The organism is Streptomyces sp. NPDC012825, assembly GCF_042900925.1.
Taxonomy (GTDB): domain Bacteria; phylum Actinomycetota; class Actinomycetes; order Streptomycetales; family Streptomycetaceae; genus Streptomyces.
This window is the reverse complement of sequence record NZ_JBIBBZ010000027.1, coordinates 22,257-45,798: the sequence shown is the minus strand read 5'-3', so window position 1 is coordinate 45,798 and position 23,542 is coordinate 22,257. Positions and strand designations below refer to the sequence as shown.

Here is a 23,542-nt window from a genome sequence, read left to right as displayed (position 1 = left end):
GCCCGTCCGGGCGGCCACGGGCCGCGCGAGGAGTACGCAGGGTACGGAAAGTGCGGGGTCAGACGCTGCTCGGCCGGAAACGGCGCAGGCGGCGACGGACGAGGTGTTCGTGGACGAGGCGGCCGACGAGGGCGCCCCCGTAGACGACGAAGCCGACGCCGACGAGCCAGGACTGGAGGACGAGGACGGTGCCGAATTGGCCGTAGGTCACCGCGTTCGAGGCGATGAGGGGGGAGAAGACGAGTTGGGAGAAGATCCGCAGTCCGAGGAGGCCGAGCGAGGTGAGGACGGCTCCGGGGAGGAGGGCGCGCCAGCGGATGCGCCCGCAGAGCAGGAGGCGCTGGGACCACCAGAAGAAGAGGAAGGTGCCGAGGGTGTCTCCAAGGGCGACGGCGGCGGTGGTGAGGGCAGGGGCGTCCTCGGGGGCGGGGAAGGCGACGAAGGCGAGGAGGGCCCCGACGAGGACGGCGAGCCAGACGACGTGTCGCCACATGGTGTGCCAGCGGGCCGTGGGGAGGTCCCAGACCCGTTCGTATCCGGTCTGTACGGCGGATCCGAAGGTGACACCGAAGGCGGCGAGGGCGGCGAGGCCGAAGGCGGTGGTGCGTTGCAGGGCCTGCCCCGGCCGGCCGAAGAGCTGCTCGACCTCCTCCTGGGAGACCTCGGTGACGCCGAGGCCCTGGACGAGCCAACGGGCGAAGCCCTGTCCTCTGGCGAGGTCGGCCGCCGCGACGACGATGAGGAGGGGGACGAGGGTGAGCAGGCTGAGCGCCGCGAAGCCCATGGCGCGGTGCATGAGTTCCATGGCCCGGCCGCGATTCCACGCGAGGCCGACGGAGGAGGCGGCGACGCGGTCGTGGAGCCGCCGGAACCAGTGGCCGTGTTCGGTGGGGGCACCGTCGTGCGGCGGACCGGATGTGGAGGGCATGCCTCGTGAGGTACCCGGCCCGACGGTGCGGCATCGCGGAGTGCCGCCGAACGGGTGGGGCCGGTCTTCGGAGGAGCCGGCCGGGAGTCGGGTCCCGGGAGTGCGAAAGCTTGGAAGGTGAGCGCCGGGGGTGGGTGCGTGAGTGCGGAGTTCAGTCGCCGGGAGAGCGTGTTCCTGAAGCCGGGGCGGGTTCTTGGAGCGGGGAGAGGCTCGCTGAAACGAGGACGGGCTCCTGGAGCAAGGAGAGGTTCGCTGAAGCGAGGGCGGGTTACTGGGGCGAGGAGAAGCTACTGAAGCGAGGACGGGCTCTTGGAGCGGGGTCAGGTGTGGAGGCGGCGGGCGCCGGGGCCCGGGCGGACGGCGACGTCGCGGACGGAGAGGGTGGCCCGCTCCTCGCCCTCGCACTGGACGACCACTCGGACGGGGGCTCCGCAGTCGGTGTGGCGGATGTCGAGGACGGGGCCCTCGGGGACGTCCGCATGGGTGTCGCCCCACTGCTTGAGCGCGAGGAGCACGGGCCAGAGGTCGATGCCCTTGGGGGTGAGCCGGTATTCGTACCGTGTTCGGGCGCCGGGTTCGCGGTAGGGCACGGCGCGCAGGATCTGCGCCGCGACGAGCTTGCGGAGGCGGTCGGCGAGGACGGCCTCGGAGAGTCCGAGGTGCCGGCGGAACTCGTCGTACCGGCGTATGCCGTTGAACGCGTCCCGCAGGATCAGCAGGGTCCACTTCTCGCCGACCAGGTCCAGGGTGCGCCGGACCGAGCAGTTCTGCGTGTCCGTCTCCAGCCACTTCATCTTCATACTCTAGCCACCTGCCTGCGTCGTTGACAGTCAGCTTTCAGGACGGCTAGCTTCGACATAAAGAGTCAGCTGGTCGAGTCGGGTGGAGAGTGGTCATGGGGCGGACGCGCACGGTCGAGTGGGAGGATCCCGCGGCCTCCGCGCGGGCCGCGGGAACGATGGCGGGGCTGGACTTCCTACGGGAGATCGCCGCCGGGCGGCTGCCCGGGCCACCGATCGCCGCGCTCCTCGGCTTCGACCTCGAAGAGGTGGAGGAAGGGCGGGTGGTGTTCTCCTTCGAGCCGGCCGAGGAGCACTACAACCCGATCGGGAGCGTGCACGGCGGTGTGTACGCGACGCTGCTCGACTCGGCGGCCGGGTGTGCGGTGCACTCCACGCTCCCCCGGGGCACGGCGTACACCTCACTCGACCTGTCGACCCGTTTCCTCCGTCCGATCACGACCGCCACCGGCAAGGTCAGGGCGGTCGGCACGGTGCTGACCCGGGGACGCCGCACGGCGCTCGCGGAGGCGGGGCTGTACGACGCGGAGGACCGGCTGCTCGGTCACGCGACCAGTACGTGCATGCTGTTCCCGATCCCGGTGTAGACGGCCCTCCGCGCCGCGCGGGCGCGACGCCTTCCGGCGTGGTTCGGCGGAGTCGGGCTCAGCGGATGCCGGGGACCGGGCGAGTGCGGGTGCAGCCGTCCGGGACGGTGTCGGGGACACCGCTGGCCTGGAGGGCGGCGCTCACCAGGGTGGCGAGGAGGTCGATGTCGGACCCCATGTCCAGACGGACCGTCACCCACCCGGATCCGGCGCGCAGACGGACGGCGCTCGATCCGAGGAGGGCCGGGCGCAGTTTGGCGATCATGGCGCGGGTGAGATGGACGTCGGCCTCGTGCTCACCGTGGAAGTGCACGATCTCCTGCGTCGCGGTGCCCAGTCCGACCTCGGCGCCGCAGTGGGTACGGCCGGGGGTCAGCGAGGGCCAGCTCATCAGACGTTCACTGGCATGCCTGGCCGTGTTCATACGAGGAGCGTGCCGGGCGCCGGGTCCGCGCACAAGCGTCCTGCCGAAAGAATCCGGCCGACATGCGGAACAGGCCATCGGGGAGGTCCTCGCGATCGTGCGGCGCGGCGGCGCGTGGGAGGGAAGTGACTCTGTGTCACGGTGCGGGGAGGGTGTGATCGGGTGTGGTCCGGCCCTCGGCCCCGTCCCACGGGGCGGGCGGCTTCGGGGCGCTCCCGGTTGTACGGCGGGCGGGTCGCCGAACTAGCGTGACCTCCATGGAACTCTTGGGAGAGATCACGGGCGACCGCCCCCTGCTGGTACTCGCCGTCAAAGAAGAGGCTCAGTTCCTCGACACGGGGCTTCCGGTGCTGCTCACCGGCATGGGCAAGGTGAACGCCGCGACCGCGCTGGCGACCGTGCTCGGCCGGGGGCCCCGGCCGTCCGGGATCGTGAACCTGGGAACCGCCGGAGCGCTGCGGCCGGGCCTGATCGGGACGCACGTCGTCGGCACCGTGGTGCAGCACGACTTCGACGGCCGGCTGCTCGCGATGCTGACGGGCGAGTCGTACGGGGCGCCGCTGACGCTGCCGGACGGCGGTGACATGGTCCTGGCCACCGGCGACACCTTCATCTCGGACGAGGTCGCCCGTGCCCGGCTCGCGGAGCAGGCGGCCCTCGTCGACATGGAGGGGTACGCCCTCGCCCACGTCGCCGCGGTCGCCGGGGTGCCGCTGCGCCTCGTGAAGCACGTCAGCGACGAGGCGGGCGAGGGCGCCGCGCGCACCTGGCGCGAATCGGTCGCCGGGTGCGCGCGGGTGCTGGCCGACTGGGCGGCGGCGAACGTTCCGTACCACTCCTGAAAACGCCGCCGCCCTTCGTACCGTCCGGTCAGGGGTTCTGGAAGTGCGCCTCCGGGTCGGCCGTGGACGGGCCGTCCAGGACCGGTCGCGCGAGACCGCGCAGGTGCCGGTCGAAGAAGGCGGAGACGTACGTCCGGGTGAGGGCGACGGCCCGGTCGGCGGGCAGCTCCGTCTCGGGCAGGCCGAAGTGACGTGAGATCACGGGGCCGTCCGAGAAGGAGAAGTGGTCCGATCCGGTCAGTGTGATCCAGCGCTTCCAGCCGTCGAGCGCGGACCACGTCCGGTCCCAGCTGGCGTCGGTCCCGCCGGGCAGGTGGGTCTCGTCGTGGGTGCCGAGCATCATGAACGGACGGCCCCGCAGTCCCTCCGCAGGAAGGTCCTCCCAGAAGGCGCCGTCCATGTTGATCCCGGCGTCGATGCGCCGGTCGGCCACCATCGCGGTGGCCGCGCTCGCCCCTCCGATGGAGTGGCCCGCCATGCCGATCCGGCGCGCGTCGATCACGTCGGCGTACCGCCAGACGGACCGGGGGCCGACGAGCCGGTCCAGGACGTATTTCATGTCGGCGGCGCGGGTCGAGGTGACCACGCTTCCGTGCACCCCGCCCTCGTCGAGGGCCGTGCAGGCGACGCAGGTGAGGGTGCGGCCCCCGGGGAGGCTGATCCCGTACGACTCGTAGGCGTGGTCGACGGAGGCGACGACGTAGCCGCGCGAGGCGAGGTCCTCGGCGAGAGCGGTGAGTGTCCAGCGGGAGACGCTGAAGCCCGGGGACAGCAGCACCAGGGGGTGGCGGCCCGGTGCCGGCCGGGCGTCGGCCCCGCTGTGGGTGCGCGTCCGGGCGAGCACGTCGCCGGAGACGCCGGGCCCGAGCTGCTCGGCGAGCAGCCGTGCCTCCTCCCGGGTGGCGTACGGGGCGGGGCCGCCGCCGGAGCGCGCGGCCGGGTAGTGGAGCGTGACCATGAGCGCCCGCCCGTCGGCGGTGGGCACCCAGGGGTCGGTACGGGACCGGTCGACCAGCGGTAGGACCGTACTGCCGACGGTGTGCGGTCCGGTGGGCGCGGGGAGGACGGCGGGCCGTGCCGGCTGCGCGACCGCCGTGCGCGCGCCGGGGGCGGGGACGTCGGGAACGGCCGCGGTGGCGACTCCGGCCGTCAAGGCCAGGGAACAGGTGAGAACGGTGGCCGCGACGGCCCTGGTGAGTCGAGTCATGCGGGAACGGTAGGCGCCGGGGACGGCGCCGCACGTCCGTCCGTGGGCTCACTTTCGATCAACCTCGGGTCTGAGACGGGACCCGTCCCGTCACCCACGAGTATCCGTGCCGCCGCCCGCCGGTTCCCGTGCCGCCGCCGACGGGTGCCGGTGTCCGGTGCACACGGGTCCCGGTCTCCGACGACCTCTCAACTCCCCTCCCCCGACTCCGTCCTGGCGCGCCGGCCGACCGGGGGATCCGTGCGGCGAGACGACCTTGACAGCGCGGAAGGGCGCCTGCCTAAGGTGAGGAGTCCCCGCCCGCGTCCGGGCGGGACCGGGACCCGGGGGAGGCGCGCGTGCTCACAGCGACCACGGCGCCGTACGCCCCGGCCCGGGTGGGTGCCCGGCTCGTCTGCCGTCGGCACGTCGACTTCTGCCGCACCGCGTCCGCCATCTGTCCTTCGCCGCGCGTCTGACCCCGCTCCACGGGCCCGCGCGTCCCGTCGCCCACCCGGCGAGGGACGTCGCGGTGGTCCCGTCGCGCCCGGGTCCGCGCGTCCCGTGACGCTCCGTCGCCCGGTCCCACGCAGCCGTGCCCCGCGCCGCTGCCGTGCCGCCGTGCGTCCCCGCCGTTCGGAAGGACTCCCATGCCCCGCCCCGCCCTGCACCTGGCCGTCGAGATCGACGGCGACGGTGCCCATCCCGCCGCATGGCGCCGCGCCGCGCACACCCCCGGCGAGCTGCTGAGCCCGCGCCGGCTCGCCCGGACCGCCGCCGCCGCCGAGAACGCCGGGTTCACCCTGATCACCCTGGAGGACTCGATCCTGCCGCCCGGTTCCGCCGACGGCACCGGCCCGGTGGGCCGGATCGGGGCGGTGGAACGGGCCGCGTTCGCGGCCGCGTCGACGAGCGTCCTCGGCATCGCCCCCGTCCTGGCGACCACGTACGCCGAGCCGTTCCACGTCTCCTCGCAGATCGCCTCGCTCGACCACGTCTCGGCCGGCCGGGCCGGCTGGGTGGTGGGGACCGAGGAGGACCCGGCCGCCGCGCGCGCCTGGGGACGGCCGGCCGTCGAGGGTGCCGACGCGATCGCCCGTGAGGCCCGTGACGGCCTCCGGGTCGTACGGGACCTGTGGGACTCGTGGGAGGACGACGCGGTGATCCGGTCGGTGGCCACCAGCCGCTACCTGGACCGGTCCCGGCTGCACTACGTGGACTTCGCGGGCGAGACGTACTCCGTGAAGGGCCCGTCGATCGTGCCGCGCCCGCCGCAGGGCCGGCCCGTGGTCCTGGCCCCCGCCGGTCTCGTCCCGGCGGAGCTGACCGACGTGGCCCTCGTCGGCGGTTCCACCCCGGCCGAGGCGGGCGCGGCGGCCTCGGCGGCCGGCGCGCCGCTCGTCTTCGCCGAGGTCGAGCTGGCCCTCGACACCCCGCGCGAGACGGCGCGGGAGCGGATCGCCGACCTGGAGCGGTACGCGCCGTGGGAGAACCGTGCCGGCCGGCTGCGGTACACCGGTCCGGCCGCCGGTCTGGTGGAACTGCTCACGGAACTCGGCCGGTACGTCGACGGGGTGCGGCTGCGTCCGCTCGTCCTCGACGAGGACCTCGACGTGCTCTCCCGGTTCGTCCTGCCCGAGCTGTTCGTGCGGCGGCTCGCGGCCCGGCCTCTGCCGGGCGCCACCCTCCGCACCTCGCTGGGCCTCCCCCGGCCCCTCAGCCGCTTCTCGACCGCCGGCGCCACCGCCACGCCCGTTCCGGAGGAGACCCGATGACCCGCACCGACCCGAACGACGTCCCGCGCCCGGACGCGCAGCTGCACTTCGGGGTGTTCTTCCAGGGGGTCAACCACTGGACGATCTGGTCGGACCCGTCCAGCGGCTCCCAGATCGACCCGGCCTCCTTCCTGCGGGTGGCCAGGGCCGCCGAACGCGGTTTGTTCGACGCCTTCTTCCTCGGCGACGGACTGCGGCTGCGCGAGTCGGAGGGAGGCGTCCACGAGCTGGACGTGGCGGGCCGGCCCGACTCGATCACCCAGTTGTCGGCGCTCGCCGCCGCGACCGAGCGGATCGGGCTCGTCTCCACCTCCAACACCACCTTCAACGAGCCGGGCGACCTCGCCCGGCGGCTCGCCGGCCTCGATCTGCTCTCCGGCGGCCGGGCCGGCTGGAACGTGGTGACCACGCACAACGCCTGGACCGGTGAGAACTTCCGCCGCGGCGGGTTCCTCGACCACGCGGACCGCTACCGGCGCGCCGAGGAGTTCCTGTCCGTCGCGCGCGCCGTGTGGAACGGCTGGACGGAGGACGCGGTGGCGGACTCCGCCGAGGCCCGCTCCTGGTCGGTGCCGGGGGCGGTGGGGCGCGTACGGACGGAGGGCGCCCACTTCGACGTCGACCTGGCGCCGACCCTGCCGCGCAGTGCCCAGGGCCATCCGGTGATCTTCCAGGCAGGCGACTCGGGGGACGGCCGGGACTTCGCGGCCCGCAACGCGGACGTCATCTTCTCGGCCCACGGTACGGACTTCGACGACGCCTTCGCCTTCGCCGAGGACATCCGGCGGCGGCTGCGGGCGGCGGGCCGGGCCGAGGACGCGCTGCGGATCCTGCCGGGCACGGAGATCGTCATCGGGGCGACCGAGAAGGAGGCGGAGGAGAAGGCCCGCTGGGTGCGCCTCGAACAGGTCACGCCGGCGGTGGCGCTGGGGATCGCGAGCCGGCTGTGGGGCTTCGACCTGTCCGGGCGGGACGCCGACGGGCCGCTGCCCGCCGAGGAGCCGGTGGTCGCCGAGTACCAGGGGAAGTTCGGGACGCGCTGGGTGGACGATCCCCGGGCGGTGGTGGCCGAGTGGCGGGCGAAGGCCGATGCCAACGGCTGGTCGCTGCGCGAGACGGTGATCGAGCTGGGCCCGCAGCGCGGGCACGTCGGCACTCCGGCCGGGCTCGCGGAGAAGTTCGCGCGGTTCGTGCGGCACGGGGCGCTGGACGGTTTCAACGTCTCGCCGTACCTGGTGCCGGACGGCCTCGACGACATCGTGGAGCTGCTCGTTCCGGAGCTCCAGGAACGGGGCGTGTACCGGACCGCGTACACGGGGACGACGCTCCGGGAGCACCTGGGACTCGCCCCGGTGGCGTGACGCCGGACCCCCGGGGAGTCTGTCCGGCGCTCAAGGGGCGTCGGCGGGGCGGACCACCAGGAGGGCGGCCACGTCGTCGCCGAGGCCTCCGGCGCTGTGGGCGGCGAGGTCACGGTGGAGACGGGCCAGGAACTCCGGGGCGGGTTCGCCGCTCCACTCCCGCATGCGGGTCTCCACCGGGTAGAAGACGCCGTTCCGGTCGCGGGCCTCGCTGACGCCGTCGGTGTAGAGGAGCATCCGGTCCCCTGGGCCGAAGAGAACCTCCTCGATCCGGTGGCGGCTGTCGGCGAGGCCCGTGAGGTTGACGGGCAGCGAGGGTGCGGCGAAGCGCACGCCCCTCACCTCGTTCCCGTGCTGGAGCAACGGGGTGGGGTGGCCGAGGCTGAGGAACCGTGCGACGTCCCGGTCGTCGGGGAGTTCCACGAGGACGACGGTGGCGAAGCGTTCCGCCGCGTCGGAGGCGGGGTCGCGGGGGTCGTGGCGGGCGAGGCCCTCGTCGAGCCGGTCCGCGAGGGCGGCGAGGTCCGGGGCGTCGTGGACGGCGGCGCGGAACGCGCCGAGCAGGACGGAGGCGGTCTCGACGGCGCCGAGGCCCATGCCCTGGACGTCTCCGAGCATGACGCGCACGGCCCCGGGGATCCGGGCGGCCTCGTAGAAGTCGCCGCCGACCTGCGCCTTGGCCGCGGCCGCCACGTACAGCAGGTGGAGTTCGAACCGGCCGAGGCGGTGGGGCAGGGGGCGCAGCACGACCCGCTGGACGACCTCGGCGACGGCGGTGAGTTCGCGCAGGTCCTGTTCGCGGCGGGTGCGGACCCTGCTGGCCCAGGCCGAGGCGGCGGTCACGACGGCGAGGACGGTCTCGCTGGCGAAGGACTCCGACAGGGGGTCCCCGCCCCGGTCGAAGGCGAGCAGCACGCGGACCGCCATCGCGAGCAGCCCGATGCCGATCGTCCCGCGCACGCCCCAGGTGACGGCGGCGAGCGGGGGCGCGGCGACCAGGAGGCGGTCGAAGCGCTCCTGGTCGGGAGTGAGCAGATCGGCGAGGGCCGTCAGGAGCAGGACCAGGAAGGGCAGGGTCCGGCCGATGACGAACTGGGCGCGTGCCGCCGTGCCTGTACGGCTTCGGGAACCGGCTGTGGGCATTTCATGATCGTACGCAGGACCGTCGACCGGGCCGGGGCGGCCGGGGCTCCGGGCGTGTCCCCCGGCGGGCGGTGCCGGGCAGGGCGAGGGCGGCGGGCAGCGCGAGGGCGGCGACCACCGTCAGGGCCGGGAGCGCGGCGCCCCGGGCCGGTACGAATCCTCCGTCCGGTACGAGGGCGAGCAGGAGGGCCGCGGTGGCGACGCCGAGCGCCGGGCCGACGTTCATCGCGGTCTGCTGGAGGCCTCCGGCGACTCCGGCGTGGGTTTCGGGGGCGCGGTGCACGACGACGGAGGTGGCGGTGACCATGAGCGTGACGAAGCCTGCGCCGAGGAGGGCGGAACAGCCGCCGACGGAGAGGGCGCCGGCCGTGGTGTCCAGGCGGGAGAAGAACAGGACGCCGAGCGTGAGCAGGACGGCGCCGGCCGTCGCCGTGCGGCGGGGGCCGAAACGGCGCTGGAGAGGTGGGCAGAGGGGTGCGCCGAGCACCATGAGGAGGGCGAGCGGCAGGACGCGCAGCGCACAGGCGAGGGGGTCGAGTCGCTGGACGTCCTGGAGGAAGTACGTCGCCACGAACAGCGAGCCGAAGAGGGCCGCCGAGGCGGCGAGGAGCGCGGCGACCCCCGCGACGACGGGCACGTTCCGGAGCAGCTCCGGGGGCAGCAGGGGGCGTGCGGCGCGGCGTTCGTGCCGGGCGAGGGCGACCGCGGCGACGGCCGCCCCGGCACACGCGAGCGCGCCGGGCCCGGCACCGCCGGGGCGGGCGGTCTCGGCGAGCCCGTGGACCAGCAGCCCGAGGGACACGGCGAGCAGCAGGGCGCCGAGGGGATCGAGCGCGACGGGGCCGGAGGCTGTCGGGTCATGGGGTGTCCGGTCGCGGGCTGCCTGGCCGTGGATCGCCCGGCGGTGAACCGCCCGGTCGCGGGTTTCGGCTTCCGCCTCCTCGGAGCGCGGCTCCCGGGTCGCGAGGGCGAGGAGGCCGATGGCGAGGGTCGGCGGGACGCTCAGGAGGAAGACGGAGCGCCAGCCGTACGCGGAGACCAGCGCGCCGCCCACGAGCGGTCCGGCGGCGGCCGCGAGACCGATCACGGCGGTGCGGACGGCGATCGGGGCCGCGAGCCGGTCGGGCGGGAAGGCCGTGCGCAGCATGCCGAGGGTGGCGGGTTGGAGCAGCGCCCCGGACACCCCCTGGAGCACGCGCAGTGCGATCACGGCTTCGATCCCTGGAGCCAGGGCGACACCGGCGGAGGCCGCGGCGAAGCCGAGGGCGCCGACGGCGAAGACCCGGCGGTGACCGTAGCGGTCGCCGAGGCGGCCCGCGAAGACCAGGAGGCTCGCGACGGCCACGAGGTAGCCGGTGCTGGTCCACTGGACCTGGCCGACGTCGGCGTGCAGGTCGCGCTGGAGGGCGGGTTGGGCCACGGTCAGGACCGTGCCGTCGAGGGCGACGACGGCGGCTCCGACGACGCTGCACGCGAGGACGAGAACGGGGACGGGAGCGCGGGTGAGGACGGGGGCAGGGGTGGGAACGGGAGCGCGCCGCCGGTTCACGCGGTCGGCCCCGCGGGTCCGAGGTGGGCGTCGAGGGCGGCCGCGAGCAGCGGGGCGGGGTCGGCGCTCCCGGTCGCGAGCCGGAGGCTGCCCCAGTGCCGGAGCTGGGCGATGCCGTGCAGATTGGCCCACAGGGCGCCCGCGACGACGACGGGGTCGGCGCCGGGGCGGACGCGGGCGACCAGTTCGGTGAGCCGGGCGAAGAGCGGCAGGCTCGTCTCGCGCAGTCCGAGCCTCCCGCTCTCCAGCAGGTCGTGCCGGAACATCAGCTCGTACATGCCGCGCCGCGACCCGGCGTAGTCGAGGTAGACGCGGGCGAGGAGCGTGATCCGCTCGCGCGGCCCGGCGTTCTCGCGGTCCTCGGCGGCGACACGGGCGGCCAGTTCGGCGAAGCCCTGTCGGGCGATGGCCGACAAGAGGTCGAGGTGGGTGGGGAAGTGGCGGCGGGGAGCGCCGTGGGAGACGCCGGCGCGGCGGGCGATCTCGCGCAACGAGAGGGCCTGGGCGCCCTCGGCGTCGACGAGCTCGACGCCGACCCGGACGAGCCGCCCGCGCAGCCCGCCGTCCTCGCGACCGTCGCGCGGCCCGTCATCCGTACCGCCGCCGCGCTGCCCACCGGCCGTTTCGCCGTCGCCCGCGCGGTCGTCGCGCGGTCCGCCGTCTCCCCGGCCGCGTTCCTCGTCACCCTCGTGGTCCTTGTGCATGGACGCTGTCTACCAGGGTTCAGTAGACACTGTCTACCAACTCTGACATCCGGGTCCGTTACACTGGGCCGCAGCGAAGGGGAGTAGCCCTGAGAACCGGTCGTCGACACACTGGAACCCCCGGGTTCCCGGTGGCCGGGTCCACGGACGACGTGGACGGGCGAGACCTTCGGCCAGGCATCAACCGCGTCCGCGCATCCGTGGGCGTGGTCCGTCATGCCGGGCCGAGTGGTCCTCCCGCCGCCCACCGAGGTGTCGTGCGGGGCCCGGAGGCCCGGACCGAGCAGAGAGCCCCGGTATGCACCTCGACCCCTTGGCGATCCTCACCGCCTTCGGGCTGATCTTCCTCGCCGAGCTTCCCGACAAGACGATGTTCGCGTCCCTCGCCATGGGCACGCGCATGCGTCCCCTGTACGTGTGGATCGGCACCTCCACCGCCTTCCTGGCACACGTCGCCATCGCGGTGGGCGCCGGCAGCCTGCTCGGGCTGCTCCCGGGCTGGATCGTCAAACTCGTCTCGGCGCTCCTGTTCGCCTTCGGCGCCTTCATGCTGCTGCGCGGCGGGGACGACGACGAGGACGACGACACGGGCGGCCGTACGGTCACCGGCTTCTGGCCCGTCTTCTCGACCGCCTTCACGGCCGTGTTCATCAGCGAGTGGGGCGACCTGACCCAGATCACCACCGCCAACCTGGCCGCCACCAACGGCACCTGGTCGACGGCGATCGGCGCGTTCGCCGCCCTGACGAGCGTCTCCGCCCTCGCCCTGGTCGCGGGCCGCTTCATCGCGAAGCGCGTCCCCCTCAAGACCGTCCAGCGCGTCGGCGGCGTGTGCATGGCGGGGCTCGCGATCTGGTCCCTGACCGAGGTCTTCACCGGCTGACGCCGTCCCGCCGCCCCGGCCCCACTGCCCCGCCGTCCTCCGGAGGACGGCGGGGCAGTCCGTTCGTCGGCGCCCGTCCGGACCCTTGATGAAGCAGTGAATCACTGCTTCACTCCTTCCATGCCCTACCGCCGCACCCCCGCCGTCCAGGCCCGGCTCGACGCCCAGCGCGCCTCCGTCGTCGAGGCGGCCCTCGGACTGCTCGCCGAGCAGGGCTACGCGGGGTGCACCGTGGCGGCCGTCGCCGCCCGGGCGGGGATCGCCACGGGCAGTGTGTACCGCCACTTCGACGGCAAGTCCGAGCTCGCCGTCGAGCTCTTCCGGACCGTGGTGGGCCGGGAGGTCGCGGCCGTCTCCGAGGCGGCCGGGCACCCCGGACACCGTTCGGCCGCCGAGCGGGTGGTCGCCGTCGTCGAGACCTTCGCCCTGCGCGCCCTGAAGTCGCCGCGCCTCGCCTACGCGCTGCTCGCCGAGCCCGTCGACCCGGCCGTGGACGCGGAGCGGCTCGTCTTCCGGCGCGCGTTCCGGGACGTGTTCGCCGCCCGCGTCGAGGAGGGCGTCCGCTCGGGCGAGCTGCCGCCCCAGGACCCCGTCCTGACGGCCTCGGCGCTGGTCGGGGCGGGCGCCGAGGCACTCGTCGGTCCGCTGGCGGAGGGGTCCGTCGGACCCGGCACCGTACCCGCACTCGTCACCTTCACCCTGCGAGCACTGGGAGTCCCCGATGCCGACCACGCATGAGGTCACCAACCAGGTCCCCCCGCTGACCGGTCACGACGTCTCCGCCGACCCCGCCCTCCTGGAGGCGCTGCACCGGGAGGGCGCCGGCTGGGCCGAGACGGAGGTCCGCGAGCTGGGCGTACGGGCGGGCGGCGCCGAGGCCCAGGAGTGGGGGCGGCTCGCCGAGCGCCACTCCCCCGTCCTGCACACGCACGACCGGCACGGCCACCGCGTCGACGAGGTCGAGTTCCACCCGTACTGGCACTCCCTGATGGACGTGGCCGTGCGGCACGGGCTGCACGGCGCGCCCTGGCGCGACGAGCGGCCCGGCGCCCATGTGGCGCGCGCGGCGAAGGTGTTCGTGTGGGGGCAGGCCGACGCCGGACATCTGTGCCCGGTCTCGATGACGTACGCCGCCGTGCCCGCGCTGCGCGTCCAGCCGGACCTTGCCGAGGTGTACGAGCCGCTGCTCACCTCCCCGTCGTACGACTTCGGCCTGCGGGTGCCGACGGAGAAGCGCGGGATCATCGCCGGGATGTCGATGACCGAGAAGCAGGGCGGTTCGGACGTCCGGGCGAACACGACCCGGGCGGTCCCGGCGGGCGAGCCCGGTCTGTACGCGCTGACCGGTCACAAGTGGTTCACCTCGGCCCCCATGTCCGACGTCTTCCTCACCCTCGCGCAGGCGCCCGGCGGGCTCTCCTGCTTCCTGGTGCCGCGCGTCCTGCCCGACGGCACCCGCAACGAGATCCGCCTCCAGCGCCTGAAGGACAAGCTGGGCAACCGGTCGAACGCCTCCTCCGAGATCGAGTACGAGGGCGCCCTCGGCAGGCTGGTCGGCGAGGAGGGGCGCGGGGTGGCGACCATCATCCGGATGGTCAACATGACGCGGCTCGACTGCGCGATCAGCTCGGCGGCCGGGATGCGCCTCGGGCTCGTGCACGCCGTCCACCACGCCACGCACCGCCGGGCGTTCGGGGCGCGGCTCGTCGACCAGCCGCTGATGCGGAACGTCCTGGCCGACCTGGCGGTGGAGGCGGAAGCGGCCACGCTGGCGGCGCTGCGGCTCGCCGGGGCGGTGGACCGGGCGGCGCGCGGCGACGCGGAGGAGGAGCAGCTGCGGCGGCTCGGGCTCGCGGTCACCAAGTACTGGGTGTGCAAGCGGGCGCCCGCGCACGCGGCCGAGGCCCTGGAGTGCCTGGGCGGCAACGGCTACGTGGAGGACTCGGGCCTGCCGAGGCTCTACCGGGAGTCGCCGCTGCCCTCGATCTGGGAGGGGTCGGGGAACGTGGCCGCGCTCGACGTGCTGCGGGCGATGGCCCGTCAGCCGCAGGCGGTGGAGGCGTTCTTCGCGGAGGTCGACCGGGGCGCGGGCGCCGACCGGCGCCTGGACGCGGCGGTCGCCGGGCTCCGCAAGGAGCTGGCGGGGCTCGGGGACCCGGACGCGGCGGCGTACGGGGCGCGGCGGCTCGTGGAGCGGCTCGCGCTCGTGCTCCAGGGCTCGCTGCTGGTCCGGCACGGGAATCCGGCGGTGGCGGACGCGTTCTGCGCCTCGCGGCTCGACGGCGACCGGGGCCTGGCCTTCGGCACGCTCCCGGCGGGCCTGGACACGGCGTCGATCATCGGACGGAGCGGCCCGGACGCGGCGGTCTGACGCGCCGGTCGGACCGGCTCCCCCGCCGTGCTCCCCCGGCCTCCCGGTGACAGGCTGGGGGAGCACGGTTTCCCGGAGGGCGACGGCCGGGCCACGGCGTTCGCCACAGCGAGAGGGAGGCGTCCCCTTGGACAGCGAGGCGGTGCACGGCGAACTGGACGCGCGGGCGGCCGGGGTCGAGGAGCGGGTGGTGGCCTGGCGGCGCCGTCTGCACCGGCACCCGGAGCTGTCCAACCGGGAGGTGAACACGGCCCGTCTGGTGGCGGACCACCTGCGCGCCCTCGGTCTCGACGAGGTCCGTACGGGCGTCGCGGGCCACGGGGTCGTGGGAGTCCTGCGCGGTGGAGCGGCGGGCGGGCGGGTCGTGGCGCTGCGGGCGGACATGGACGCCCTGCCGGTGCGGGACCTGTGCGGGGCGGACTTCGCCTCCGAGGTGGTGGACGCCGACTATCCGGGCGGCCCGTTCCCGGTGTCGCACGCCTGCGGCCACGACTGCCACACGGCGATGCTGCTCGGCGCGGCGACGGTCCTCTCCGAGGTCCGCGACCGGTTGCCGGGGACCGTCCTGTTCGTCTTCCAGCCCGCCGAGGAGGGGCCGCCGGTGACCGAGGAGGGCGGGGCGCGGGCGATGGTCGAGGCGGGCGCCTTCGCCGATCCGGTGCCGACGATGGTCTTCGGGCTGCACGTGACGCCGTACCCGGTGGGGTACGTGGGGTACAGGGTCGGCAACCAGTACGGCGCGTCCACGCTCGTCCGGATCGTCGTCACCGGTCGGCAGACGCACGGCTCCACGCCCTGGCAGGGCGTCGATCCGATGCCGGCGGCCGGTGCGATCCTGACGGGCATCGGGCAGCTGTACCGGCAGGTCTCGGCCTTCGACCCGGTCACGGTCTCCATCGGGCACGTGGAGGACGTCGGCCGTTTCAACATCGTCGGGGAGACGGTGACGCTGTGGGGCACGATCCGCACCGCCGTCGAGTCGGACATGGCGGAGGTACGGAGGAGGCTGACGACGCTCGTGGAGCACTCGGCGGCGGCGTACGGGGCGACGGCCACGGCGGAGTACCTCCAGCCCGTGCCGCCCGTGCACAACAGCGGGCCGTGGGTGGCGGCCGGACTTCCGACCTTCCGCCGGGTGGCCGGCGAGGGGCGCGTGGTGGAGACGGGCGGGACGCTCGGGTACGACGACGTCTCCGAGTTCGTGAAGCGGTTCGGCGGCCTGTACGTGACGCTCGGCGTCCAGGACGCGGCCCTGGACGCGTCGGGCCGGCCGGTCCCCGTGGAGGGCGGGCGCGGTCTGGTGACCAACCACAATCCCGGCTTCTACGCCGACGACTCCGCCCTCGTCACCGGTGTCCGGCTGCACGCGCACGTGGCGTACGACCACCTGAGGGGAGCCCTCGTCACCCGGGAGGAGGGTCCCGGCGCGGGCGGGCGGCTTCCGGCGCGGCGACCGCCGTCACGAAGGCCCTGAGCAGGGCGGAGTCGGCGGCCGTGGGCCGGACCAGGGCGTATTCGAGGGGCGGGGCGTCGCGCAGGGGTACGTAGGCGATGCCCGGCCGGGGATGGTAGCGGGCGCCGCGGGCCGCACCGGGGGTGACGCCCCGTCCGGCGGACACGTGGGAGAGGGCCTCCTGCCAGGTGGCGGCGGCCGGACCCCGGCCGACGGGGGCTCCGGAGGGGGTGCGGCGCGGGTAGTGGTGGTCGAGCCGGTACCGGGGGTTGGCGCCCCCGGTGGTGATCAGGGGCAGGCCGGCGAGGTCCTCCGGGCCGAGGGAGGGACGGCCGGCCAGGGGGTGGGCGGCGGGAAGCAGCAGGACCCGGTCGTCGCGCAGGACGACCGGGCCGGTGGTGAGTCCCGGCTCGCGGACGGGGAGGGTGGCGAGCCGCACGTCGGGCGCGCCGTCGAGCAGGGCCCGGACCCCGCCGTCGAGAGGGACCTCGCGGACGGTGACCTCGCAGCCGGGGTGCGCGGCGAGGAGGGCGTCCGCGGCGCCCGGCGTCGTCACCCTCGCGCTCGCGACGCTCGCGCTCTCCACGACGACGGTGCTGCCGCAGATCCTCACCCCGGTGGCGGCGGTGCTCGCGGGCCCGGGGCGGCGGGGGCGGATCGTGGGTCTGGTGGGCCTCGGCCTCACCCTGGGCTCCACCCTGTCGCGTACGGTCCCGGGGGCCGTCGCCGACGCGACCGGCACGTGGCGGGCGGCGTACGCGGTCGCCGCCGTGGCGACGGCCGCGCTGCTGTGCGTGCTGCCGCGCCGGCTGCCCGAGCGGCTGGGCGCTCCCGGTGAGCGCGGCGGCAGGTCGTACGCGAGGCTCCTGGCCGGGCTCCCCCGGCTCCTCGCGGCCCACCGCGAGCTGCGGATCCCGGCGGCGCTCGGGGCCTGTGTCTTCGCCGCGTTCACGTCTTCTGGGCCGTGCTCGCCTTCCGCCTGGCGTCTCCGCCGCTGGGGTACGGGCCGGGGACCGCCGGTCTGTTCGGGGTCCTGACCCTGCCGGCGGCGCTGCTCTCGGCGGTGGCCGGGCGCCTCGCGGACCGGTGCGGGCCGACGGCCGTGAGCGCCGGGGGCCTGGTGTGCGCGGGGCTCGGCCTCGCGGTGGCGGGGCTCCTCCCGTACTCCCCCGTGGCCCTGGCGGCCGGGGCGAACCTGCTGGTGGCGGGGGTCAGCTCGTGCCAGGTGGCGAACCAGACGAGGATCTTCGGGATCGGCCGGGCGGTGGCGGCCCGGGTCAACACCGTCTTCATGCTGGCCACCTTCGGCGGAGGGGCGGCCGCTTCCCTCGTCGGGACGTGGCTGTACGCGGCGTACGGCCGGCGGGCCGCGCTGCTCGCGACGGGGGCGTGCGTCGCCGCCGGCGGTCTCGTCACGGTGGTGGCACGGGCACGGCCGGCGGCCTCGACTTGCGTCCCCGTCGTCAGACGGGAGGCTGGGGGTATCCGCCCGCGCACCCCGCAGGGAGAGACATGACGCCGGACCTCACCGCCCTCGCCGACGAGCACCTGGCCGCGGCCCACGCCGCACCGCACGGGCGGAGCGCCCGTCTGGTGATGCACGACGGAGTGCTCCGGCAGACCGTCATCGCCCTGACGGCGGGCACGTCCCTGGACGAGCACAACGCGCCTCCGGCCGCGAGCCTCCAGGTGCTGCGGGGCCGGGTGAACCTGACGGCGGCCGACCGGGCGGAGGAGCTGCGGGCGGGCACGCTCCGCATGATCCCCAAGGAGCGGCACGGGCTCACCGCCCTGGAGGACGCGGTGGTCCTCCTGACCGCCGTGAACGACTGACCCGGCCCTCTCCGCACCCGGTCACCCGGTCACCCGGCCTCCCGGCCATCCGGTCACCCGGTCGCGTCGAGGTCCTCCGCGTAGTGCTCGACGGCCGCCCGGTACGTGCGGACGGACGGGTCCTCGCTGGTCGCGGCGAGCAGGCGCAGCAGCAGGGCGACCGACTCGTGGTGCCGGCCCGTGTTGTAGAGGGCCATCGCGAGGAAGGCGCGCAGGGAGCCGTCCTCGGGGAACTCCCCGACCGCGCGGGTCAGGAGGGCGACCGCCTCCTCGTACCGGCCGAGCACCCGGTAGGTGCTGCCGAGGCCGAGGAGGGCGCCGCGCCGGTCGTCGGGCGCGAGCCGCCCGGTGGTGTCGGCGAGGGCCCGTTCGTAGTACGGCACGGCCTCCGCCTCCCGACCCAGGACGTCGTGCGCCCAGGCCGTCTGGTAGGCGACCCCGGGGTCCTCCGGCCAGCGGGCGGCGAGCCCGGCGAGCCGCTCGCGGGCCTCCTCCCGGCGGCCCCCCTCGCGCAGCGCGACCGCCTCGGCCAGCAGGCCGTCCCTCTCCCCGTGATGCTCCATGGCGCCATTCTCGCAGTTCGCGCCGGATGCCCGTGCGCCGACTGCCAGGTGACGGGCCGCCATAGCGGACGGGCCGGATTGTGGCGTCCTCACCCATGGAGGACGGCTCGGGAGAGGCCGTAGCGTCCCGGCCGATCCCCCGTCAGGAACGAGCCGCCCGGGAGCCCCCATGCGTTCACCCCGTCCCGCCCGCTTGCGCGGGCCACGCCGTCTCGCGGCGCTGCTGCTGTGCGCCGCCGCGACCCTCTTCCCGACCGCGCCCCCCGCCGGGGCCGCCGCTCCCCCGCCCGTGCCCGGCACGCTCCGGGGGTACGACATCGGCTCCGTGTTCAGCGCGGGCGTCTCGTCCGGCGGGTACATGGCCACGCAGCTGCACGTGGCGTACTCGGGGACGTTCGAGGGCTCGGCGGTGTTCGCCTCGGGTCCGTACGACTGCGCCCGGGGCCAGCTCGCCACGGCGCTCAACGCCTGCATGGACACCGTCCAGGACCTCCAGCTCGCCACCCTTGAACAGGCCACCCGCGACCGGTCGGCGCAGGGGCAGGTCGACCCGGTGGCGAACCTGGCCGGAGACCCGGTGTACGTCTTCAGCGGGTCGGCGGACACCACGGTGAAGCGGCCGGTGGTGACCGCGCTCTCCGACTACTACGGGCGGTTCGGCGCCCGGGTCCTCTACGACCGGTCCACGGCGGCGGGACACGCCTGGATCACCCCGCTCGGCCCCAACTCCTGCGGGGTGACGCAGACCCCGTTCCTGAACAGGTGCGGGACCGACGCGGAGGGGGCGCTGCTCGGGCACCTCCTCGGGTCGGTCGCGGCGCCCGGTTCCGGGACGGGCGGCTCGCTGATCCGCTTCGACCAGAACGCGTACGCGCCCGGCGGTTCGGCCTCGGCGGTCTCGATGGGGGCGGAGGGCTTCGCGTACGTGCCGAGGTCCTGCTCCGACGGGGCGCGCTGCCGCCTGCTCGTGGCGCTGCACGGCTGCAAGCAGGGGTACACGTACCAGGGCTTCGGGACCCGGTTCGTGGAGGGCGCCTACCTCAACGAGTACGCCGACACCAACGACATGATCGTGCTGTACCCGCAGGCGGCGGCCACGGGGACCCTGGAGAACCCGAACGGCTGCTGGAACTGGTGGGGCTACCTCGGTGACACGGCCTACGCCCGGCACGGCGGGAAGCAGATCGAGGCGATCATGGGGATGGTGCGGGCGCTGCGCGGCTCCGGGACGACGCCGCCACCCGCGACCGACCGGACGGTGCTGTCCAGCACGGACGCCGAGGACGGGTACGTGAAGGCCGGGGCGGACGGTTCGGGGGCGGCGGTCGGCACCCTGGAGGATCTGTCCGGGCTGGCGCTCGGCCGGGGGACGGACGGGAAGGTGAACCGGGCGGTGGTCTCCTTCGACACCTCGCGGATCCCGGCCGGCAAGGAGGTCTCCCGGGCCTGGCTGACCGTCACGCGGTCGAGCGGCTCGGGCGACCCCTGGGCCTCGCCCGCCGGGAACCGGCTCCTGGTGGACGTGCGGACGGGCTGCTTCGGCGGGTGCGCGGTCGAGCCGGCGGACTGGTCGGCGCCGGCCACGGTGGCGGGCGGCGCGCGGATCGACGCGTTCTCGTCCGGGAGCGCGGTGTCGACGGACCTGTCGGCGGAGGCGGTCGCGGCCCTGAACCGGGGCGGGACGACCCAGTTCCGCCTCGGGTTCGCGTCGGCGCCGACCGGTACGGCGTACCTCTTCGTGAACCGGGACGCGCCGGTGACGCTGACGGTCGAGTACCGGTAGGCGGCGGAGGTTCGCCGACGGGGGCGCGCCGACGGGCGTTCGCTCAGAGGGCCGGGTCGAGGCCGCCCGCCGCGGGTCCGGTGTCCGCGGCGGGGCGGTGGAGATCCGGTCCGAAGGCGCTGCCCCGCAGCCACGCGGCCCGGTCCGGGTTCCAGTCGCCGAAGCCGTTGCCGAAGGGGGCCATGGGCTCCCCGTGGCCGTTGACGACCCGGACGAGGTCCTCCTCGCGCACGGTGCGGAACAGCCAGGCGGCGTCCTCGGTGCTCATGCCGGTGCAGCCGTGGCTGACGTCCTCGCTGCCCTGCGCGTCGAGGGACCGGGGGACCGGGTGCAGGTACTCGCCGCTCCAGGTCACCCGGGTGGCCCAGTGGACCTTCAGGTCGTAGAAGTCGTCGCTGCCCCGGGCGATGCCGATGGAGTCGCCCCGCATGCGGACCACGGGCTCCTTCCCCGGGACGACCTTGGTGCCGCTCCGGGTGCGGTGTCCGGCCTTGCCGGTGGTGACCGGGAGGATGTGGAGCAGTCGCCCGTCGCGGTACACGCGCATCCGGTGGGCGGCGACGTCGGTGACGGCCTCGATCCGGGCGCCGGTGGTGAAGGTGAGGGGGCGCGAGGGGCCGCCGTACAGGCCGTCGGTGATCCGGGTCCCCGAGGCCGCTGTGGACGCGGACGGTGGCGCGGGCGGGCCAGTAGCCCCGGGGCCGGTGGTGGAGCGTGGTGGGACCGGCCCAGTACCAGGAGCCTTCGACGTGCGGCTCGGCCCGTACGTCGAAGGCGCGTTCGACGGCCCGGCGGGCGCGGGGGTCGTCCGCCGGGACGGGGTGGCTGAGCTCGGCGGTGACCGGCCGGCCGACCCCGTACGTACCGCCGTCGTCCGGTCCGAAGGAGACGGTGAGCCGGTCCCCCTCGGGCGCCCCGGCGGTACGGAACTCCAAGCGGGCGAGGGCGCGGCGGGGGCCCTCGGTCAACGGGACCGTGCGGTCCGGCGCACAGTTCTCCGGCGCCCACGCAGCCGTCCACCAAGACGACGGCGGGAGGGGTGGAGTCCGGGGCCGAGGCGGCGGGTACGTCCCGGTCGGCGTCCGCGGCCGGGTCCGGCCCCGTGGGCGAGGGGGCCGCCGCGCCGGCGAGGACGGCACCGATCGCGAGGGACAGCGCGCCCCACCCCCGTGCGTATCTGCGTGACGACACGTCGGACACTCTCCCCCTTCGCGTTTCGCGTTTCGCACGGTGGTGTCGGCGGGCGGTGCCGACCCGGGCATCAAAGCCGATGGGAAGAGAAAAAGATGATCAAGACACCGGGCGTGGCGGAGGAGTCGGGCGCGAGACGACTCGAATGGGCCAGCGGGATCGCCGGTCCGGCGGGACGGCCGGTGGATCAGCGGATCGGCGCCGGGTCAGCGGGGTGGCGACGGGAGTTCCTCGCCGGTCTCCAGAAGGGACTTGAGGCTGGAGACGAGTGCGGGCCAGCCTTCGCCGATGAGTTCCTTGATGGTGCCGTCGGGTGCCAGGCCGCCGTGGGTGACCGTCAGCCTGACCGTGTCGCCCGACGGTTCGATCGCGAAGGCCACCCGGGACCGGGGCTCCGCCGCGAGGCGTTCGTACGCGTCGTGCCCGAGACCGACGGCGTCCGCCCAGGCCGGGGTGAAGGTGTGCCAGGTGTACGAGAGGAGCCGGCCGGGCTCGGCCTCGAGGACCACCTGCTCGGGGTCGGCGGTCCTGCGACCGCCCTCCTCCCAGACCATGGGGGCGCCGGGGGACCAGTCCGTCTCGAAGGCCACGCCCCAGTAGCGGCGGGTGAGCCGCGGGTCGGTGAGCGCCTTCCAGAGCTCGTCGGGGGTGGTCCGGATGTAGGTGGTGTAGACGAACGTGTCGCTGTCCATCGCGCTGCCCTCGGATCTGCTCCCCCGTGGCTTCCCCTCCCCTCCAGCCTAGGCGGGCGCCGGACGTACGTGCCAGTGAAGGAAGCCGGGGCCCACGAGCGGGCGGCCCCGCCCGGTCCGATGATCCTTCTTCCGTTGAATAGGTGCGGAAGAAACTATTCAACGGACTGCTAGCGTGTCCGGATGTCCCTCAAGCACGCCGTCCTCGCAGCTCTCCTGGAGGGCGAGGCCTCCGGATACGACCTGGCCAAGATCTTCGACGTGTCCGTCGCCAACTTCTGGGCCGCCACCCCGCAGCAGCTCTACCGCGAGCTCGACCGGCTGGCGGAGGCCGGTCTGATCGCGGCCCGGGTGGTGGAGCAGGAACGGCGTCCCAACAAGCGGATGTTCAGCCTCACGGAATCGGGCAGGCGGGATCTGGCCGCCTACACGTCGACGTCCCCGCGTCCGAGCGCCGTCCGCGACGAGCTGTTGGTCCAGGTGCAGGCCTGCGACGAGGGGGACACCGCGGCCGTCCGCGCGTTCGTGGCCCGGCGGATGGAGACGGCCCGGGCGAAGCTCGCCCGCTACGACCGTCTGCGGGAGCGGATGCTCGCCGGCCGGGACGAGGAGACGTACCTGGACGAGGCGGAGCGCGTCGGGCCGTACCTCACGCTGATGCGGGGCCGGTTTTTCGAGGAGGAGAACCTGCGCTGGGGCGCCCGCGCCCTCGCCGTGCTCGACCGGCGCACCGCTGCCGCGCGGGCCCCGGAGAGGGAGACGGGGAGGACCACTGCCGAGGCGGCGCGGGGAGCGTGACGGCCGCCGGGGAGGAAGGCGGGAAGGGTCGTGACCGAGGCGGTGCGGGGCATGTGACGGGGCCTTCCGGGTGACCGGGGCTTCTACTCTGCGGTAACGTCACCGGCCGGCCGCCGGAGGCTCCGGCGGCGCATCGGAACGGATCGGGGACGGACCTCCATGAACGTCGGTGACCTCGTCGAGGACTTCAGCCTTCCGGACGAGACGGGCGCTCCGCGCTCCCTGACCGGGCTGCTGGCCGAAGGGCCGGTCGTCCTCTTCTTCTATCCCGCGGCGCTCACTGCGGGCTGCACCGCCGAGGCCTGCCATTTCCGCGACCTGGCGGCCGAGTTCCGGGCCGTCGGCGCGCTGCCCGTCGGGATCAGCTCCGACGGGGTGGAGAGGCAGCAGGAGTTCGCCGAGCGGCACTCCCTCGGGTACCCGCTCCTGTCCGACCCGGACGGTGTCGTACGGGAGCGGTTCGGCGTCAAGCGCGGGTTCTCGCTGGCGCCGACGAAGCGGGTGACGTTCGTGATCGGCCCGGACCGGCGGGTGCGGGAGGTCGTGCGCAGCGAGCTGCGGATGAGCGCGCACGCGGACCGCGCGCTGGCCGCCCTGCGCGGCGCCTGAGCCGCACCCGGTCCACGTCCCCGTCCGGACACGGGAGGCGGCGGTCCGCACGGCGGGCCGCCCCGAC

25 protein-coding genes and 1 pseudogene are annotated in these 23,542 nt (G+C 74.7%); 14 read left to right on the top strand and 12 right to left on the bottom strand.

From position 1 onward, the window contains the following. Positions 1 to 58: 58 nt before the first annotated feature. Positions 59 to 928 carry a YhjD/YihY/BrkB family envelope integrity protein gene (locus ACFY7E_RS30995; RefSeq protein ID WP_389490717.1) on the bottom strand — a complete coding sequence of 290 codons (870 nt, stop codon included), beginning with the start codon at positions 926 to 928 and terminating at the stop codon, positions 59 to 61. 320 nt (positions 929 to 1,248) lie between these two features. Then, positions 1,249 to 1,722 carry a winged helix-turn-helix transcriptional regulator gene (locus ACFY7E_RS30990; protein WP_389490714.1) on the bottom strand — a complete coding sequence of 158 codons (474 nt, stop codon included), beginning with the start codon at positions 1,720 to 1,722 and terminating at the stop codon, positions 1,249 to 1,251. A 101-nt stretch (positions 1,723 to 1,823) separates the two neighbouring features. On the opposite strand from ACFY7E_RS30990, the gene ACFY7E_RS30985 reads away from it, so the two are divergent. Continuing rightward, positions 1,824 to 2,315 carry a PaaI family thioesterase gene (locus ACFY7E_RS30985; protein ID WP_389490711.1) on the top strand — a complete coding sequence of 164 codons (492 nt, stop codon included), beginning with the start codon at positions 1,824 to 1,826 and terminating at the stop codon, positions 2,313 to 2,315. A gap of 58 nt (positions 2,316 to 2,373) precedes the next feature. Here the strand turns inward: ACFY7E_RS30985 and ACFY7E_RS30980 are convergent, their stop codons facing one another. Continuing rightward, positions 2,374 to 2,739, bottom strand: a complete 366-nt coding sequence (locus tag ACFY7E_RS30980) for a luciferase family protein (protein ID WP_389490707.1) — start codon at positions 2,737 to 2,739, stop codon at positions 2,374 to 2,376. A gap of 257 nt (positions 2,740 to 2,996) precedes the next feature. On the opposite strand from ACFY7E_RS30980, the gene ACFY7E_RS30975 reads away from it, so the two are divergent. Then, positions 2,997 to 3,581 (top strand): nucleosidase, encoded by a 585-nt coding sequence (locus ACFY7E_RS30975; RefSeq protein ID WP_389490704.1) that lies wholly within the window; start codon positions 2,997 to 2,999, stop codon positions 3,579 to 3,581. 28 nt (positions 3,582 to 3,609) lie between these two features. On the opposite strand, the gene ACFY7E_RS30970 is transcribed toward ACFY7E_RS30975, so the two are convergent. Beyond that, positions 3,610 to 4,788: an alpha/beta hydrolase family protein gene (locus tag ACFY7E_RS30970; protein WP_389490701.1), complete on the bottom strand. Its 1,179-nt coding sequence runs from the start codon at positions 4,786 to 4,788 to the stop codon at positions 3,610 to 3,612. 629 nt (positions 4,789 to 5,417) lie between these two features. Here ACFY7E_RS30970 and ACFY7E_RS30965 point away from each other — a divergent pair. Beyond that, positions 5,418 to 6,542, top strand: a complete 1,125-nt coding sequence (locus tag ACFY7E_RS30965) for an LLM class flavin-dependent oxidoreductase (RefSeq protein WP_389490698.1) — start codon at positions 5,418 to 5,420, stop codon at positions 6,540 to 6,542. After that, positions 6,539 to 7,903, top strand: a complete 1,365-nt coding sequence (locus ACFY7E_RS30960) for an NtaA/DmoA family FMN-dependent monooxygenase (RefSeq protein WP_389490695.1) — start codon at positions 6,539 to 6,541, stop codon at positions 7,901 to 7,903. Before ACFY7E_RS30965 ends, ACFY7E_RS30960 begins: the two co-directional genes overlap by 4 nt. Before the next feature lie 30 nt (positions 7,904 to 7,933). Here ACFY7E_RS30960 and ACFY7E_RS30955 read toward each other — a convergent pair whose 3' ends face one another. From ACFY7E_RS30955 to ACFY7E_RS30945, 3 genes are read right to left on the bottom strand one after another with little or no spacing between them, the layout of a single operon-like run. After that, positions 7,934 to 9,046 (bottom strand): PP2C family protein-serine/threonine phosphatase, encoded by a 1,113-nt coding sequence (locus ACFY7E_RS30955; RefSeq protein WP_389490692.1) that lies wholly within the window; start codon positions 9,044 to 9,046, stop codon positions 7,934 to 7,936. 1 nt (position 9,047) lies between these two features. Beyond that, complete coding sequence (locus tag ACFY7E_RS30950; RefSeq protein ID WP_389490689.1) at positions 9,048 to 10,595, bottom strand: MFS transporter; 1,548 nt, start codon at positions 10,593 to 10,595, stop codon at positions 9,048 to 9,050. Then, a complete protein-coding gene (locus ACFY7E_RS30945; RefSeq protein ID WP_389490686.1) occupies positions 10,592 to 11,299 on the bottom strand; it encodes a TetR/AcrR family transcriptional regulator in 708 nt (235 codons plus the stop codon). The genes ACFY7E_RS30950 and ACFY7E_RS30945 overlap by 4 nt, the downstream gene beginning before the upstream one ends. A gap of 298 nt (positions 11,300 to 11,597) precedes the next feature. Between ACFY7E_RS30945 and ACFY7E_RS30940 the strand changes: the two genes are divergently transcribed. The 4 genes from ACFY7E_RS30940 (at position 11,598) to ACFY7E_RS30925 (ending at position 16,027) form a co-directional block, all read left to right on the top strand. After that, complete coding sequence (locus ACFY7E_RS30940; RefSeq protein ID WP_389490683.1) at positions 11,598 to 12,182, top strand: TMEM165/GDT1 family protein; 585 nt, start codon at positions 11,598 to 11,600, stop codon at positions 12,180 to 12,182. A 120-nt stretch (positions 12,183 to 12,302) separates the two neighbouring features. Then, a complete protein-coding gene (locus ACFY7E_RS30935) occupies positions 12,303 to 12,920 on the top strand; it encodes a TetR/AcrR family transcriptional regulator (protein ID WP_356545323.1) in 618 nt (205 codons plus the stop codon). Beyond that, positions 12,904 to 14,553, top strand: a complete 1,650-nt coding sequence (locus ACFY7E_RS30930) for an acyl-CoA dehydrogenase family protein (RefSeq protein ID WP_389490681.1) — start codon at positions 12,904 to 12,906, stop codon at positions 14,551 to 14,553. The genes ACFY7E_RS30935 and ACFY7E_RS30930 overlap by 17 nt, the downstream gene beginning before the upstream one ends. A gap of 127 nt (positions 14,554 to 14,680) precedes the next feature. Further along, positions 14,681 to 16,027, top strand: a complete 1,347-nt coding sequence (locus ACFY7E_RS30925) for an amidohydrolase (RefSeq protein WP_389490678.1) — start codon at positions 14,681 to 14,683, stop codon at positions 16,025 to 16,027. Here ACFY7E_RS30925 and ACFY7E_RS30920 read toward each other — a convergent pair. Then, positions 15,957 to 16,592: a LysR substrate-binding domain-containing protein gene (locus tag ACFY7E_RS30920; protein WP_389490676.1), complete on the bottom strand. Its 636-nt coding sequence runs from the start codon at positions 16,590 to 16,592 to the stop codon at positions 15,957 to 15,959. The genes ACFY7E_RS30925 and ACFY7E_RS30920 overlap by 71 nt on opposite strands. 7 nt (positions 16,593 to 16,599) lie before the next feature. On the opposite strand from ACFY7E_RS30920, the gene ACFY7E_RS30915 reads away from it, so the two are divergent. From ACFY7E_RS30915 to ACFY7E_RS30905, 3 genes are read left to right on the top strand one after another with little or no spacing between them, the layout of a single operon-like run. Continuing rightward, a complete protein-coding gene (locus ACFY7E_RS30915; RefSeq protein WP_389490673.1) occupies positions 16,600 to 17,043 on the top strand; it encodes an MFS transporter in 444 nt (147 codons plus the stop codon). Further along, complete coding sequence (locus tag ACFY7E_RS30910) at positions 16,971 to 17,522, top strand: hypothetical protein (protein WP_389490670.1); 552 nt, start codon at positions 16,971 to 16,973, stop codon at positions 17,520 to 17,522. The genes ACFY7E_RS30915 and ACFY7E_RS30910 overlap by 73 nt, the downstream gene beginning before the upstream one ends. Continuing rightward, positions 17,519 to 17,839, top strand: a complete 321-nt coding sequence (locus tag ACFY7E_RS30905) for a cupin (protein ID WP_389490667.1) — start codon at positions 17,519 to 17,521, stop codon at positions 17,837 to 17,839. The genes ACFY7E_RS30910 and ACFY7E_RS30905 overlap by 4 nt, the downstream gene beginning before the upstream one ends. 53 nt (positions 17,840 to 17,892) lie before the next feature. Here the strand turns inward: ACFY7E_RS30905 and ACFY7E_RS30900 are convergent, their stop codons facing one another. Continuing rightward, complete coding sequence (locus tag ACFY7E_RS30900; protein WP_389490664.1) at positions 17,893 to 18,402, bottom strand: tetratricopeptide repeat protein; 510 nt, start codon at positions 18,400 to 18,402, stop codon at positions 17,893 to 17,895. A 169-nt stretch (positions 18,403 to 18,571) separates the two neighbouring features. Here ACFY7E_RS30900 and ACFY7E_RS30895 point away from each other — a divergent pair, with 169 nt between their 5' ends. After that, complete coding sequence (locus ACFY7E_RS30895) at positions 18,572 to 20,185, top strand: poly(3-hydroxybutyrate) depolymerase (protein WP_389490661.1); 1,614 nt, start codon at positions 18,572 to 18,574, stop codon at positions 20,183 to 20,185. A 43-nt stretch (positions 20,186 to 20,228) separates the two neighbouring features. Here ACFY7E_RS30895 and ACFY7E_RS30890 read toward each other — a convergent pair whose 3' ends face one another. The 3 genes and pseudogenes from ACFY7E_RS30890 to ACFY7E_RS30880 form a co-directional block, all read right to left on the bottom strand. Beyond that, positions 20,229 to 20,726: a L,D-transpeptidase gene (locus ACFY7E_RS30890; protein WP_389490659.1), complete on the bottom strand. Its 498-nt coding sequence runs from the start codon at positions 20,724 to 20,726 to the stop codon at positions 20,229 to 20,231. Between the two features lie 169 nt (positions 20,727 to 20,895). Continuing rightward, positions 20,896 to 21,447 (bottom strand): annotated as a pseudogene (locus tag ACFY7E_RS30885) (Ig-like domain-containing protein); the annotation flags it as partial. Between the two features lie 135 nt (positions 21,448 to 21,582). Next, complete coding sequence (locus ACFY7E_RS30880; RefSeq protein ID WP_389490657.1) at positions 21,583 to 22,068, bottom strand: SRPBCC family protein; 486 nt, start codon at positions 22,066 to 22,068, stop codon at positions 21,583 to 21,585. Positions 22,069 to 22,251: 183 nt separating this feature from the next. On the opposite strand from ACFY7E_RS30880, the gene ACFY7E_RS30875 reads away from it, so the two are divergent. Both ACFY7E_RS30875 and ACFY7E_RS30870 read left to right on the top strand, forming a co-directional pair. Next, entirely contained in the window at positions 22,252 to 22,866 is a 615-nt protein-coding gene (locus ACFY7E_RS30875) for a PadR family transcriptional regulator (RefSeq protein ID WP_389490655.1), read from the top strand. A 159-nt stretch (positions 22,867 to 23,025) separates the two neighbouring features. Further along, positions 23,026 to 23,475, top strand: a complete 450-nt coding sequence (locus tag ACFY7E_RS30870) for a peroxiredoxin (protein WP_389490653.1) — start codon at positions 23,026 to 23,028, stop codon at positions 23,473 to 23,475. Positions 23,476 to 23,542: the final 67 nt, after the last annotated feature.

Excerpts from the sequence above, each read along its gene's own strand:
- ACFY7E_RS30930 (WP_389490681.1), top strand. The coding sequence starts at position 12,904 with ATGCCGACCACGCATGAGGTCACCAACCAGGTCCCCCCGCTGACCGGT.
- ACFY7E_RS30900 (WP_389490664.1), bottom strand. The coding sequence starts at position 18,402 with ATGGAGCATCACGGGGAGAGGGACGGCCTGCTGGCCGAGGCGGTCGCG.
- ACFY7E_RS30875 (WP_389490655.1), top strand. The coding sequence starts at position 22,252 with ATGTCCCTCAAGCACGCCGTCCTCGCAGCTCTCCTGGAGGGCGAGGCC.
- ACFY7E_RS30905 (WP_389490667.1), top strand. The coding sequence starts at position 17,519 with ATGACGCCGGACCTCACCGCCCTCGCCGACGAGCACCTGGCCGCGGCC.
- ACFY7E_RS30975 (WP_389490704.1), top strand. The coding sequence starts at position 2,997 with ATGGAACTCTTGGGAGAGATCACGGGCGACCGCCCCCTGCTGGTACTC.
- ACFY7E_RS30935 (WP_356545323.1), top strand. The coding sequence starts at position 12,303 with ATGCCCTACCGCCGCACCCCCGCCGTCCAGGCCCGGCTCGACGCCCAG.
- ACFY7E_RS30995 (WP_389490717.1), bottom strand. The coding sequence starts at position 928 with ATGCCCTCCACATCCGGTCCGCCGCACGACGGTGCCCCCACCGAACAC.
- ACFY7E_RS30985 (WP_389490711.1), top strand. The coding sequence starts at position 1,824 with ATGGGGCGGACGCGCACGGTCGAGTGGGAGGATCCCGCGGCCTCCGCG.
- ACFY7E_RS30955 (WP_389490692.1), bottom strand. The coding sequence starts at position 9,046 with ATGCCCACAGCCGGTTCCCGAAGCCGTACAGGCACGGCGGCACGCGCC.
- ACFY7E_RS30945 (WP_389490686.1), bottom strand. The coding sequence starts at position 11,299 with ATGCACAAGGACCACGAGGGTGACGAGGAACGCGGCCGGGGAGACGGC.
- ACFY7E_RS30970 (WP_389490701.1), bottom strand. The coding sequence starts at position 4,788 with ATGACTCGACTCACCAGGGCCGTCGCGGCCACCGTTCTCACCTGTTCC.
- ACFY7E_RS30940 (WP_389490683.1), top strand. The coding sequence starts at position 11,598 with ATGCACCTCGACCCCTTGGCGATCCTCACCGCCTTCGGGCTGATCTTC.
- ACFY7E_RS30880 (WP_389490657.1), bottom strand. The coding sequence starts at position 22,068 with ATGGACAGCGACACGTTCGTCTACACCACCTACATCCGGACCACCCCC.
- ACFY7E_RS30870 (WP_389490653.1), top strand. The coding sequence starts at position 23,026 with ATGAACGTCGGTGACCTCGTCGAGGACTTCAGCCTTCCGGACGAGACG.
- ACFY7E_RS30895 (WP_389490661.1), top strand. The coding sequence starts at position 18,572 with ATGCGTTCACCCCGTCCCGCCCGCTTGCGCGGGCCACGCCGTCTCGCG.
- ACFY7E_RS30990 (WP_389490714.1), bottom strand. The coding sequence starts at position 1,722 with ATGAAGTGGCTGGAGACGGACACGCAGAACTGCTCGGTCCGGCGCACC.
- ACFY7E_RS30965 (WP_389490698.1), top strand. The coding sequence starts at position 5,418 with ATGCCCCGCCCCGCCCTGCACCTGGCCGTCGAGATCGACGGCGACGGT.
- ACFY7E_RS30960 (WP_389490695.1), top strand. The coding sequence starts at position 6,539 with ATGACCCGCACCGACCCGAACGACGTCCCGCGCCCGGACGCGCAGCTG.
- ACFY7E_RS30980 (WP_389490707.1), bottom strand. The coding sequence starts at position 2,739 with ATGAACACGGCCAGGCATGCCAGTGAACGTCTGATGAGCTGGCCCTCG.